The 11,368-nt window shown below is 44.4% G+C and carries 16 protein-coding genes; 5 read left to right on the forward strand and 11 right to left on the reverse strand.

The window, feature by feature from the left end; translation table 11 throughout:
- The first annotated feature begins 89 nt into the window (after nt 1-89).
- From ACYQ1O_RS12455 to ACYQ1O_RS12470, 4 genes are all read left to right on the forward strand, one after another.
- Complete coding sequence (locus ACYQ1O_RS12455; protein WP_459992093.1) at nt 90-809, forward strand: hypothetical protein; 720 nt, start codon at nt 90-92, stop codon at nt 807-809.
- A 54-nt stretch (nt 810-863) separates the two neighbouring features.
- On the forward strand, nt 864-1,421 hold the full coding sequence (locus ACYQ1O_RS12460) for a hypothetical protein (RefSeq protein WP_459992094.1): 558 nt from the start codon (nt 864-866) through the stop codon (nt 1,419-1,421).
- Nucleotides 1,399-1,752 (forward strand): hypothetical protein, encoded by a 354-nt coding sequence (locus ACYQ1O_RS12465; RefSeq protein WP_459992096.1) that lies wholly within the window; start codon nt 1,399-1,401, stop codon nt 1,750-1,752. The genes ACYQ1O_RS12460 and ACYQ1O_RS12465 overlap by 23 nt, the downstream gene beginning before the upstream one ends.
- Before the next feature lie 269 nt (nt 1,753-2,021).
- Complete coding sequence (locus ACYQ1O_RS12470; RefSeq protein WP_459992097.1) at nt 2,022-2,663, forward strand: hypothetical protein; 642 nt, start codon at nt 2,022-2,024, stop codon at nt 2,661-2,663.
- Between the two features lie 351 nt (nt 2,664-3,014).
- Here ACYQ1O_RS12470 and hisI read toward each other — a convergent pair whose 3' ends face one another.
- From hisI to ACYQ1O_RS12525, 11 genes are all read right to left on the reverse strand, one after another.
- Nucleotides 3,015-3,407: a phosphoribosyl-AMP cyclohydrolase gene (hisI, locus tag ACYQ1O_RS12475; RefSeq protein ID WP_459992098.1), complete on the reverse strand. Its 393-nt coding sequence runs from the start codon at nt 3,405-3,407 to the stop codon at nt 3,015-3,017.
- The gene (hisF, locus tag ACYQ1O_RS12480; protein WP_459992100.1) at nt 3,404-4,177 is read right to left on the reverse strand and encodes an imidazole glycerol phosphate synthase subunit HisF; all 774 of its coding nucleotides are present in this window, start codon (nt 4,175-4,177) and stop codon (nt 3,404-3,406) included. Before hisF ends, hisI begins: the two co-directional genes overlap by 4 nt.
- A 2-nt stretch (nt 4,178-4,179) precedes the next feature.
- Nucleotides 4,180-4,911: a 1-(5-phosphoribosyl)-5-[(5-phosphoribosylamino)methylideneamino]imidazole-4-carboxamide isomerase gene (hisA, locus tag ACYQ1O_RS12485; RefSeq protein WP_459992101.1), complete on the reverse strand. Its 732-nt coding sequence runs from the start codon at nt 4,909-4,911 to the stop codon at nt 4,180-4,182.
- A 33-nt stretch (nt 4,912-4,944) separates the two neighbouring features.
- On the reverse strand, nt 4,945-5,592 hold the full coding sequence (gene hisH, locus ACYQ1O_RS12490) for an imidazole glycerol phosphate synthase subunit HisH (protein WP_459992103.1): 648 nt from the start codon (nt 5,590-5,592) through the stop codon (nt 4,945-4,947).
- Nucleotides 5,593-5,645: 53 nt separating this feature from the next.
- On the reverse strand, nt 5,646-6,239 hold the full coding sequence (gene hisB, locus ACYQ1O_RS12495) for an imidazoleglycerol-phosphate dehydratase HisB (protein ID WP_459992105.1): 594 nt from the start codon (nt 6,237-6,239) through the stop codon (nt 5,646-5,648).
- A 31-nt stretch (nt 6,240-6,270) separates the two neighbouring features.
- Entirely contained in the window at nt 6,271-6,528 is a 258-nt protein-coding gene (locus ACYQ1O_RS12500) for a ParE family toxin-like protein (protein ID WP_459992107.1), read from the reverse strand.
- Complete coding sequence (locus tag ACYQ1O_RS12505; protein WP_459992108.1) at nt 6,525-6,725, reverse strand: hypothetical protein; 201 nt, start codon at nt 6,723-6,725, stop codon at nt 6,525-6,527. Before ACYQ1O_RS12505 ends, ACYQ1O_RS12500 begins: the two co-directional genes overlap by 4 nt.
- Nucleotides 6,726-6,783: 58 nt before the next feature.
- Nucleotides 6,784-7,440, reverse strand: coding sequence for a PIN domain-containing protein (locus ACYQ1O_RS12510; protein ID WP_459992110.1), 657 nt, complete (start codon nt 7,438-7,440; stop codon nt 6,784-6,786).
- A 57-nt stretch (nt 7,441-7,497) separates the two neighbouring features.
- The gene (typA, locus tag ACYQ1O_RS12515; RefSeq protein WP_459992112.1) at nt 7,498-9,309 is read right to left on the reverse strand and encodes a translational GTPase TypA; all 1,812 of its coding nucleotides are present in this window, start codon (nt 9,307-9,309) and stop codon (nt 7,498-7,500) included.
- A 102-nt stretch (nt 9,310-9,411) separates the two neighbouring features.
- Nucleotides 9,412-9,804, reverse strand: coding sequence for a rhodanese-like domain-containing protein (locus ACYQ1O_RS12520; protein ID WP_459992113.1), 393 nt, complete (start codon nt 9,802-9,804; stop codon nt 9,412-9,414).
- A gap of 154 nt (nt 9,805-9,958) precedes the next feature.
- Nucleotides 9,959-10,867, reverse strand: a complete 909-nt coding sequence (locus tag ACYQ1O_RS12525) for a LysR family transcriptional regulator (protein WP_459992115.1) — start codon at nt 10,865-10,867, stop codon at nt 9,959-9,961.
- 262 nt (nt 10,868-11,129) lie between these two features.
- Between ACYQ1O_RS12525 and ACYQ1O_RS12530 the strand changes: the two genes are divergently transcribed.
- Nucleotides 11,130-11,288 carry a hypothetical protein gene (locus tag ACYQ1O_RS12530; protein WP_459992117.1) on the forward strand — a complete coding sequence of 53 codons (159 nt, stop codon included), beginning with the start codon at nt 11,130-11,132 and terminating at the stop codon, nt 11,286-11,288.
- Nucleotides 11,289-11,368 lie beyond the last annotated feature (80 nt).

The raw sequence follows: 11,368 nt of genomic DNA on the forward strand, positions 1-11,368 counted from the left end.
AACCGTTCGTAAAGACTACATTGACCCAAGATGCAGAGAATCTAAATAAATGCTCGGCTAACTAGGCATTACTACCAAGGAAATATCAAATGTCACTCACTGAATTGTTTAGCCTAGATAATGCACATCTCGTAGCACTAGTTATTTTCCCTTTAGGCTTTATGGCTCATGTATTGGTTTCATCAGGTAGCCTTGGTAGAGCGTTTCATATAATCATGTTTGCTACTGCAATTTCTTCTTTAGTTGTTGGCATTTCTCTTATTATCTACAAAAGCTTTAATTCCGTGTCAACAAGCGAAGCTGTGTGCAATTCGTTATCAGGAAACTACAGGCTGTTACTAGATTATATCTATTATGATGACAATGATATTAAGGTTACTGCAACAGACGGTGAATGGAGAACAACTCAATGCGAAGGTGGAAAAAATGGTGTTTTTAGTTTAAAAGGTGATGACAGAACCGAACAAAAAATTGAATTAAAAATAAATGGGATATACCGACAAATTGCAATTTCAGAGACAAAGTACCAATCGATAATAACAATAGCTGCTGACGGACAACTCATTAAACGAAGGATTGTCAATCCTGTTGGTGGAAAACCAAAAATTACAAAACGAGATGATATTAGACTGGATGAATATCAAAACTTAATTACTGATAAGCTATTAGAATATGAAGAAATAATCGATAAAAAACATTCTGCACCTGAATCCAGTATTTGCTATCCAACACTTGGTAAGGATGATGGAAGAACATTTATAGCAGCAATATGCTCGGATTATGCTAGAGCTTTGGTGAAATATGATTAAGTAAATACTAAATCAATGAATTTTATTTGCAACCCTAAATACTCAGAGGTTTTTATGAATCGTAGAAATTTTTTGATTACCTGTTCAGCACTCCCCTTAGCTACGATACCAGTACCTAGTAACGCGTTCCTTTTAGGGATTATTTTGAGGTTTGTTTTTGTAACAATTGCTACCGCTGTAATTACAAAGGTAACTCATATGGCTATTGAAAAATGGGTAAAAACTGCCGATCTTGGTTTGAATGACCCTTCTGTCATAGAAGTTTCAGATAATGTCGCACGACAAGTAAGAGATTATGACTGCAAAGGTCTTTTATTAAAAGGAAATCAACATAACCAAATTGGGATTCAAGGTAATGGTAGGTTTGCTTCTAATTTGACTCTCTTAATTGAGGATTTGAACTCTAATAAAGTCGAACTAAGCCCTACATTCTATGCCTCAGGATCATCTGACTCAATATATAAAAAACATATAGGTGAGCTACCATTTCCGGGAGTAAAGAGATTTATCGGAAAACCCCATAATCCAAACATTGACAATTTTCGCTCGCCAAATATAGTTGTTGCAAACGATCATGAGGTAAGGATGTATGGTACGTCAAGAAATACTTAAATTATATAGTCTTATTTTTCTTTCTCTTTTCGAATGCAGCTGCGCTCCAGCAAGTGTTCAAGATAGACTTAATTACTTAGAATCAGTGGTTTATGCTAATGATCATAAACTTAGTGAAGATTTAAAAAAATTAAACTCCCTTTATTCAGAAAACAGAAATTATTCTTATGCAGTTGGACAGGATCTAAAAAAGGTAAAAAGTGTAATAACTGAATATAAAAATCATTTAGATACTATAGAAAGTAAAACAAACAAGTTTTGCGTATATGTTTCCGATGACCGCCAAACACTAGAAATACTTCCAGAGGGTGAATGCTCCAAACTTGAGTGAGTGCTGCTGTTGAAAAATCATAGATTGAAACAATGATATTAAAAACCAATTGAACATACTTAATAATTTAGTTATTTTATCACGTGCGTTTTGGGAGTTTTGTTTTTTCAAGATTGGCGCTTTAGTTCGTGCTTTTGATAGCGGCGAGCATCTTAACTTAATGTTGAAACTAACTCAGATAATAAAAATAGCAAGTTTTTAAATTAAATGTAAATACTGTAAAACTCATAAGCAAGGTTACCAAAGTTTCCAAGGAAATCAGTACTTAAATGACAGATGAAACAAAATGGTATGAAAAACTATTACCTAGCTGGCCCACTACATGGCCATCAACCGTATTTGGCTTAGGCATAGCAATACTTTTATTAGGCTCATTAATTTATTACTCTCATAACCAAATGGAGCTTCAAGGATTACAATCCGTAATTGCTGTATTTAACAACAAAGGCGATGCCGACATAAGCGTCGACAGAGTTTATGTCTTTACTACAGCATCATACTTAACCAAATACGATCTCGCTCACACGGATCTTGCAAATATCCCAATCGAAGACAAGTTGAAGAAAATTCAGCAAGAAACACCATGGTATTACGTTGACGATCCACAAGCACTAACGTGCAATAAAGACGCAATCATCGAACAATGCTTAGGTAAGCAGATCAAAGATTTTGTTGAGAAGCTAAATTCCTTAAAGAAAGAAGCGTTACCTAAGAGCATCCAAGGATACGAGTTCTATGAGTCTTTGGGAAGCGGATCAAAACCACTCAAAAGGGGGTTCACATGGAAGGTAACAATACCTCATGGATCAAAATTTGAACGCGATGATCTAATTCGAATTTATGTTGAACACTGGCACAGACCAAATGGAATATATATCGAGGAGATAAAAATCCCTCACTCCCGTAAGTAAGTTTAGTAGGTGGGCAGCGCTGTTTTGCCCACCTTTTTCCGCAATTTGGTGGGCAGAACAGCGCTGCCCACCCTACATTACTAACATCCAGGAGGCGTAAGCGTTCGGATAGGGCAGAACCTTTTCCCTGTGTTCATCGGAATCATGGCTGTAGCTGATGAAAACGGTTTTTTCGCTCATAAAAGTCGGCTCATATCTGGATAGATTAGGCGATATTATCAGGTTAAAGGCCGAGTTTCGAGGCAGATCGGGAATTTTAGCGATGGTTTCAGCGCAAGGTGGGCTGTGTTGATTTGCCCGCTTTGCATACAGGGTCAGTCGGTAAAGGTACGCAATGCGTACCCTACGATTTTAGGAAGATGCGTAAATGCTCTTAGGGTCTTTTAGCACGGGTTCAACGGCTTGCCATTGCCCGTCAATCAGCTGGCGGTAGAAGCAGCTTTGCCTTCCGGTGTGGCAGGCGATGCCGCCTTCTTGTTCAATTTCCAGCAAAATCACGTCTTCATCGCAATCGAGTTGGATGCTGATGACTTTTTGCCGATGTCCGGATTCTTCGCCTTTACGCCACAATTTACCGCGCGAACGTGACCAGTACACGGCATAGCCTTCTTGGGCGGTTAAGACGAGGGATTCGCGGTTCATCCACGCGAACATCACTACTCTGCCGCTACCTGTTTGCTGGGCTATGACGGGGATTAAGCCGTCGCTAGTCCAGCGGATTTCATCTAACCAAGCTTCACTCATAAGCGCACCTCAATACCACGGCTTCGCATATGTTCTTTGGCTTGTTGCACCGTGTATTCGGCAAAGTGGAAAATGCTCGCCGCCAGTACCGCATCGGCTTTGCCTTGGATAACGCCATCTGCCAGATGATCGAGATTGCCAACGCCGCCGGAGGCAATCACTGGCACGGCGACGGCTTCACTAATGGCGCGGGTTAAGGGCAAATCGAAGCCTTCGCGGGTACCGTCGCGGTCCATGCTGGTCAGCAGTATCTCCCCTGCCCCGTAAGCGACCATTTTTTCCGCCCATTCAATGGCGTTGATGCCTGTTCCTTTGCGTCCGCCGTGGGTGAAGATTTCCCAACGGTCGGTTTCGCCTGCTTGGCTGACTTTTTTGGCATCGATGGCGACCACGATACATTGCGAGCCGAAGCGTTCGGCGGCTTCTTGGACAAATTCGGGGCGGAACACTGCGGCACTGTTGATACCGACTTTGTCCGCACCGGCATTGAGCATACGGCGGATGTCGTCCAAAGTGCGGATGCCGCCGCCGACGGTCAGCGGAATGAAGACTTCACTGGCGACTTGTTCGACCACATGGACGATGGTGTCGCGGTTATCGTGGGTGGCGGTGATGTCGAGGAAGGTGATTTCGTCCGCGCCTTCACGGTCGTAACGGCGGGCGATTTCAACCGGATCGCCGGCGTCGCGGATGTCGACAAATTTGACACCTTTGACGACGCGACCGTTATCGACGTCCAAACAGGGAATGATGCGTTTGGCGAGGCTCATAATTAAAACGATTCGGCGAGTTTTTCGGCTTCGGCAAAATCCAAGGTGCCTTCGTAAATGGCGCGTCCGGTGATGGCACCCATGATGCCATCGCTAGCAACCAATCCTAAGGCGTGGATGTCAGCCATGTTGGTGATACCGCCAGAGGCAATCACGGGGATTTTGATGGCCCGTGCCAAGCGTGCGGTAGCTTCGACGTTAACGCCTTGCATCATGCCGTCGCGGGAGATGTCGGTGTAAATGATGGCTTCCACGCCGTCGGCTTCAAAATGTTGCGCCAAATCAATCACGTCATGTTTTGAAAGCTTTGACCAGCCGTCAATCGCCACTTTGCCGTCTTTGGCATCGAGGCCAACGATGATGCGGCGCGGGTATTCCAAGGCCATATCACGGACAAAATGCGGTTCGTTAACGGCTTTGGTGCCGATGATGACGTATTCAACACCGGCATTCAGATACGCTTCGATGGTTTCTTCATCGCGGATACCGCCGCCAATTTGTACAGGAATGCCCGGATAGGCTTCGACAATGGCGTGGATGACGTCGGCATTAACGGGTTTGCCCGCAAACGCGCCATCCAAATCGACCAAGTGGATACGTTTTGCGCCAGCGGCTACCCAACGTCCGGCAACGGCAACCGGATCATCGGAAAAAACCGTATCATCTTCCATGCGTCCTTGGCGTAAGCGCACACATTTGCCTTCTTTCAGGTCGATAGCGGGAATTAACAACATAAGTAAAGCGTCCTCAATGCAAGTTTTATAGTTTTAATAATGTCCGTCCCACGCCAAAAAGTTTTTCAGCAGTTGTAATCCAACGTGCTGGCTTTTTTCGGGATGGAACTGTACGGCAAAGATGTTGTTTTTGGCTAAGGCACACGCAAACGGGCTTGGATACTGTGCGGTGCCGACCACTAAGGCGGGATCAGCCTGATCGGGTTGGGCATAGTAGCTATGCACAAAATAAAAACGGCTGTCTTGGGGGATGTTTTGCCAAAGCGGGTGTGCAACTTGTTGGACTTGGTTCCAACCCATGTGCGGAATTTTTAGGCGCTGGCCTTGGTTATCTTGTAGGTTTTCGGGAAAACGCACGACGTGGCCTGGAAAAATACCCAAGCATTCGGTCAGGCCATTTTCTTCGCTATCGGACAGCAAAGCTTGCATGCCTAAGCAGATGCCTAAAAAAGGTTTTTCTTGGGCAACGGTTTTAATCACCGCATCCAGACCCGTTTGGGCAAGTGCCTGCATACAATCGCGCATGGCACCCACACCCGGAAAAACGACCCGGTCGGCCTGTAAGATTTCGTTGGGATTGGCACTGATTTGCACCAAGGCGGAAGGGTCGGCATGTTGTAAGGCTTTTGCAATGGAATGCAAATTTCCCATACCGTAATCAATAACAGCAACAGAGGACATAATCGTTTACAAACAAAAGGTAAGAATACAGCCCAAACAATAATTCACGGCGTTTACAGGCTGCCTTTGGTGGACGGCATTATACCTGCCATACGTTCGTCTGCGGTAATCGCCATCCTTAAAGCGCGACCCAGTGCCTTAAAAATTGTTTCGGCAATGTGGTGGGCGTTGACGCCTTTCAGGTTATCGATATGCAATGTCACACCGGCGTGGTTGACAAAACCTTGGAAAAATTCACGGAACAAATCGACATCAAACGAACCGATCATGCCACGCGGAAAAGTGACGTTGTAAAACAAACCGGGACGACCGGAAAAATCCACAACAACGCGTGATAAAGCTTCATCCAGCGGCACGTAAGAATGCCCATAACGGACAATGCCTTTTTTGTCGCCAATGGCTTTCGCAACCGCTTGGCCTAGGGTAATACCGACATCTTCGACGGTGTGGTGCGCGTCAATTTGCAAATCGCCGTGGGCGACAATGTCCATATCGATTAAACCGTGGCGGGCGATTTGGTCAAGCATGTGGTCAAGGAACGGCACGCCGGTGGTAAAACTGGCTTGGCCTGTGCCATCGACATTAATGGCTATTTTGATTTGGGTTTCGAGCGTGTTGCGCTCTACGGTGGCGGTGCGTGGAGTCATGGTTTTATAAGATTTTGTCTGGAAAATTATTTTATTGCGTTATCAGATCATCGTAACGGTCATGTGAGCCAATCCAAAACCACACTAACCCTTCTTCACGTTCTTTTGCCAATGCGCGATAACGCAACCCAATACGCACCGACCAAAACACGCCTATCTTTTTCAATCGTAAGGAAGGATGACGAGGATAGGTTCGCAGTAATTCGAAATTTTTATCCGCCAGCAGACGAATTTCATCGGGTAATTGACGATAGTGAAACCAAAAATCCGATGTGGCAAAGTGCTTCACAATGGCGTTGCTTGTCCTGAAAGAAAGGCTTCATCGGCTGATTTACCAGTCCTATCCAATCGACCAGCGAAAACATCCGCTGCAATTTTTTGATCCCACTGGTCTGCAATAAACTCTTCAAACCATTCGGAAAACTGCTGTAATTCGTTAGCTGAGAGTTGCGAGACGGCTAGTTCAAGTTCTTGGATATTACTCATTATTTCCACCATAAGCGATTAAAATAAAAAGCTAAAATTCACACTAAATCCATTTGTTTTACAAAGCAGCAATTTTAGTCATTTTTTCTTGGTTATAAGCAATTTTATTAGCATTAATTGCTATAACGCCTTGCTTGCTTAAGTAATCAAATATCAATTCAGGATTAACATTGTCAGCCTTAAATTTACTTTTGATATTGTTAAGCAAGGTTTCCTTTTTAGCAGGCCGACTTTTATTGTGATTCAATAAATGCAGACAATATTCTTGAACATAATAATTAATCTGCATAACACCTTCACTTACGGTGTTCACGGATTGAATACTTTCTTTTTTTATACCAATTCTTGTTGCGCTTCGGCCTTGATCTTTTAACAAATCAACAACATGCTCCAAATCGTTATCATTAGAAACAATATCAAAATGAGTCTGTTTGGGTAGCTCTATCATTAAAACACCAGCCCAAAAAGAAATACCAAAATCTGCCGAGTTTTTACCTGTGTTCGGCATCTTAGCAATGCGTAACTTATTGGCATTAACTGTGGTTGTTAAAGGCACAATCCAATCAATCGGTATTTTTGCGCCGCTTTGAGCATAGCAGACAACAACATGGGAATATTGCCCAAGATTTTCCATAAGCTGGTTAATCTGGCTAGGACAATTTTCTAAATCAATTAACAAAACATGATTGCTAGCTTCTTCTTTGACTTTGTCCATGTTGTCGTCTCAATACGCGTAAGCCATAATTGCCCACGCTATACATTTCAGCAGGAATTAGCCTTTAGATGCACGTTTACGCTCGTTTTCCGTCAACAATTTTTTACGCAAACGAATCGATTTTGGTGTCACTTCAACCAACTCATCTTCCGCAATAAATTCCAAAGCTTGTTCTAAGGTCATTTTTTGGATACGTGCCAGCACCAAACTTTCATCCGTACCTGAAGCGCGGATGTTTGTTAATGGTTTGGGTTTGCACGGATTGACACATAAGTCATTGCTGCGTGAATGTAAGCCAACCAACATGCCTTCATAGATTTCATCACCGTTGACCAACAATAAATCGCCGCGTTCTTGCAAAGGATGCAGTGAGTAAGTCACCGCTTTACCTGCCACCATTGAAATCATAACGCCACGTTGGCGGCTGCCGACTTCACCCGCTTTCATGGGGCCGTAATGGTCGAAGACATGATAGAGCAAACCAGAACCTGACGTTGCGGTCATAAATTCAGTTTGGAAACCGATCAAGCCACGTGATGGCATCATGTATTCCAAACGCACACGGCCTTTTCCATCAGGCACCATATTGGTCAAATCACCTTTACGTTCGCCCAATTTTTCCATGATGGAGCCTTGGTGTTCCTCTTCGACTTCGATGGTGACCATTTCAAAGGGTTCGCATTTTTTGCCATCAATTTCTTTCAGGATAACTTCTGGACGTGAAACGCCCATTTCAAAGCCTTCGCGGCGCATGTTTTCGATCAAAACCGACAAATGCAGTTCGCCACGGCCTGATACTTTAAATTTATCAGGATCAGCGGTATCTTCAACCCGTAAAGCAACGTTGTGTTGCAGTTCTTTTTCCAGACGGTCACGAATTTGGCGGGTGGTAACAAATTTACCTTCTTTACCGGCAAACGGTGAGTTATTGACTTGGAAAGTCATGGTCACCGTTGGCTCATCCACGGTCAGCGGCGTCATGATTTCAACCGCTTCTGGATTACAGATGGTGTCGGAAATTTCTAATTTTTCGATACCGGCAAAGGCAATAATGTCACCAGCACGTGCTTCGGCGACTTCAACGCGTTCTAAGCCGTGGAAACCGTAAATTTGTAGCATCCGACCCTTACGTTCGACACCTTCGCGGTTAACAATAACTAACGGTTGGTTGGGTTTAATGGTACCGCGTTGGATACGGCCTACACCAATAACACCCACATAGGTGTTGTAATCAAGGCTGGACACCTGCATTTGGAACGGGCCATCCATATCAACAGGCGGAGGGCTTACTTTTGATACGATAGTTTCAAATAAGGGCGTCATATCACCATCAGTGATAGTGTGTTCCAAGCCTGCATAGCCGTTGATAGCTGAGGCATACACGATAGGGAAATCCAACTGTTCGTCGGTTGCACCTAAGCGGTCAAACAAATCGAAGGTTTGGTCAACTACCCAATCAGGGCGTGCGCCTGGGCGGTCAATTTTGTTGATGACGACAATGGGTTTCAATCCTAAAGCAAAAGCTTTTTGGGTAACGAAACGGGTTTGCGGCATCGGGCCATCAACCGCATCAACTAACAACAAAACGGAATCGACCATCGACAGAACGCGCTCGACTTCACCACCAAAGTCAGCATGGCCTGGGGTGTCAACGATGTTGATATGGTAGCCGTTCCAATCTAAGGCGGTGTTTTTTGCCAAGATGGTAATGCCACGTTCTTTTTCAATATCGTTGGAATCCATGATGCGTTCGGTCACTTTAGTGTGTGCGGCGAACGTGCCGGATTGTTGAAGCAATTTGTCAACCAAGGTCGTCTTACCGTGGTCAACGTGGGCGATGATGGCGATGTTTCTAAGTTTTTCGATCACTTTGTCTGTACTCTAAAGGTTAAATAAACAGGTTTAGCCAGACAGCGTTTGTGATCTGGATAAAAAATGTAGGATGGATGCAAGCTTAATGGATAGGCGGCCTTAGCTTTGCTGCCAAGGCAAGCCCTGAAAACGCCAGCCGCCCAAGTTGCCACGGTGGTGGTTGGCGTCCAAAGGCCCTTCGAAGCCGTCAACAATATTGACAAGCCATTGGTAGCCTTGCGCCTCAAGGGCTTTAGCCGCGTCCAATGAACGCTGCCCGCTGCGGCAAAGCAGCAATATCGGCGACTCCCGATTTGGCGCCACGGCGATCACTTGGGCGATAAATTGTGGGTTAAGCTGCCAGTCAGGGGCTTCTTTCCAAGGCACATGGATAGCACCGGGCGGATGACCGACAAAACTGTGTTCCATTTTTGTCCTGACATCAATCAAGACGGAACCAGCGCGGTTTTGCAACAAGTCCCAAGCTTGTTGCGGCTGTAAGTTTTCAATCATTTTAAATTTGGCTGTTTATTGGCAAAACCAGCAGGCATTAACATTGGCCTTAGGCTAAGAATTTCACCGTAAAATCTGGGTATTATCGCATCACCCAGAATACGGTCAAGCAATAGCTGGGATTAGTTTGCTTAATCAAACAGCTAAATGGCTTTTATTCTCCGCTGGCCATGTTCACGCGCGGCTCTAACCAGACCTGCAAAAAGTCCATAAAACGCCTAACCTTAGCGGACAGATATTTTCTGTGCGGATAAACCGCATAAATATCTAAAGGCGGCAAAGCATAGTCTTCCAGCACGATTTTTAACTTGCCTTTTTCAATATCACGACCCACAACATAAGACGCCAACATCACCAAACCTAGCCCGTCTATTGCGGCAGTTCTGATGGCATCAGCAACATTCGCTTGCATACGCCCCGAAACATTGATGGCGGTATAACCGTTTTCGCCCTTAAATTGCCATTTGTTGCGCGGCGCACTTGCCCAGTTGACCAAACAGCTGTGGTTTAACAAATCGGACGGTGATTTTGGAATTCCGTATTGTTCCAAATAGGCAGGCGATCCACACACAACCAAGGACGAACTGGTCAGTTTTCTGGCAACCATACTGGTGTCATTTAATGCACCGAGATAAATGGCCAAATCAATACCTTCGTCAATCATATCGCCAGGCGTACTTTGCAAGATCAATTCGACGGTCAAATCGGTATGGACTTTAAGGAATTCAGCAACGGCATGGGCAATATGTGTCGCCCCAATGACCGGTGGCGCACTGATTTTTAAAACACCACGTGGCTCGGTCTGTAAATGCGTGACAGCCGCCTCCATTTCTTCAACATCCAGCAACACTTGTTGGCAACGCTCAAGGTAGGAGCCGCCGACATCGGTCAAACTCAAACTGCGCGTGGTGCGATTGAACAAGCGCGTCCCCAAACTACCTTCAAGCTGCATAATATGCTTGGTTGCCATCGCACGGGAAATGCCCAACTCACGCGCACCACCGGCAAAGCTGCCCGCTTTGGCTACCCGAACAAACACATTCATACTGGTCAATTTATCCATTTACTACTCCTGATCCTGTCTATCACGATAACGTTACTTGGTTACACAGCCATTAGAGCCGTCCAATTAATTTTGCAAACTTATCCCAATTTACGAAATAAAAAACTTGACAACCTAAATAATTTTGTATTTGGAAACAATTCATTTATTAAATCACGTATTGTATACGATAATTATCCCTGTATAGTACGCATCAAGTTAAGAAATTTCAAAAATGTTTACAGATCCATTTTATTTTTCTATACATGAGAGGATGCCAGCAATGAACGATCTCAAACATGATTTAGTGATAGGGCTGTTATTTATTGGCGGCATTTGGAGCTTTATCTCCGGTCAATTCATATTCTCAACCATTTTATTTGCCGGTGCAGCTGTTTATAGCAACATCGCAAAGAGATCAGACAAAACTGATCTCACCTGAATTAACAACCTCCTGGTGTTATACCCAACAAGCAGATACTCCTCATTATACTCTGCTTGATTTTCAACCCTGCCTCCCTT

The organism is Methylosoma difficile (assembly GCF_054657615.1).

Excerpts from the sequence above, each read along its gene's own strand:
- ACYQ1O_RS12465 (WP_459992096.1), top strand. The coding sequence starts at position 1,399 with ATGGTACGTCAAGAAATACTTAAATTATATAGTCTTATTTTTCTTTCT.
- ACYQ1O_RS12525 (WP_459992115.1), bottom strand. The coding sequence starts at position 10,867 with ATGGATAAATTGACCAGTATGAATGTGTTTGTTCGGGTAGCCAAAGCG.
- ACYQ1O_RS12460 (WP_459992094.1), top strand. The coding sequence starts at position 864 with ATGAATCGTAGAAATTTTTTGATTACCTGTTCAGCACTCCCCTTAGCT.
- hisB (WP_459992105.1), bottom strand. The coding sequence starts at position 6,239 with ATGACTCCACGCACCGCCACCGTAGAGCGCAACACGCTCGAAACCCAA.
- hisA (WP_459992101.1), bottom strand. The coding sequence starts at position 4,911 with ATGTTGTTAATTCCCGCTATCGACCTGAAAGAAGGCAAATGTGTGCGC.
- hisI (WP_459992098.1), bottom strand. The coding sequence starts at position 3,407 with ATGAGTGAAGCTTGGTTAGATGAAATCCGCTGGACTAGCGACGGCTTA.
- ACYQ1O_RS12510 (WP_459992110.1), bottom strand. The coding sequence starts at position 7,440 with ATGGACAAAGTCAAAGAAGAAGCTAGCAATCATGTTTTGTTAATTGAT.
- ACYQ1O_RS12455 (WP_459992093.1), top strand. The coding sequence starts at position 90 with ATGTCACTCACTGAATTGTTTAGCCTAGATAATGCACATCTCGTAGCA.
- ACYQ1O_RS12470 (WP_459992097.1), top strand. The coding sequence starts at position 2,022 with ATGACAGATGAAACAAAATGGTATGAAAAACTATTACCTAGCTGGCCC.
- ACYQ1O_RS12530 (WP_459992117.1), top strand. The coding sequence starts at position 11,130 with ATGAACGATCTCAAACATGATTTAGTGATAGGGCTGTTATTTATTGGC.
- hisH (WP_459992103.1), bottom strand. The coding sequence starts at position 5,592 with ATGTCCTCTGTTGCTGTTATTGATTACGGTATGGGAAATTTGCATTCC.
- ACYQ1O_RS12505 (WP_459992108.1), bottom strand. The coding sequence starts at position 6,725 with ATGAGTAATATCCAAGAACTTGAACTAGCCGTCTCGCAACTCTCAGCT.
- hisF (WP_459992100.1), bottom strand. The coding sequence starts at position 4,177 with ATGAGCCTCGCCAAACGCATCATTCCCTGTTTGGACGTCGATAACGGT.
- ACYQ1O_RS12520 (WP_459992113.1), bottom strand. The coding sequence starts at position 9,804 with ATGATTGAAAACTTACAGCCGCAACAAGCTTGGGACTTGTTGCAAAAC.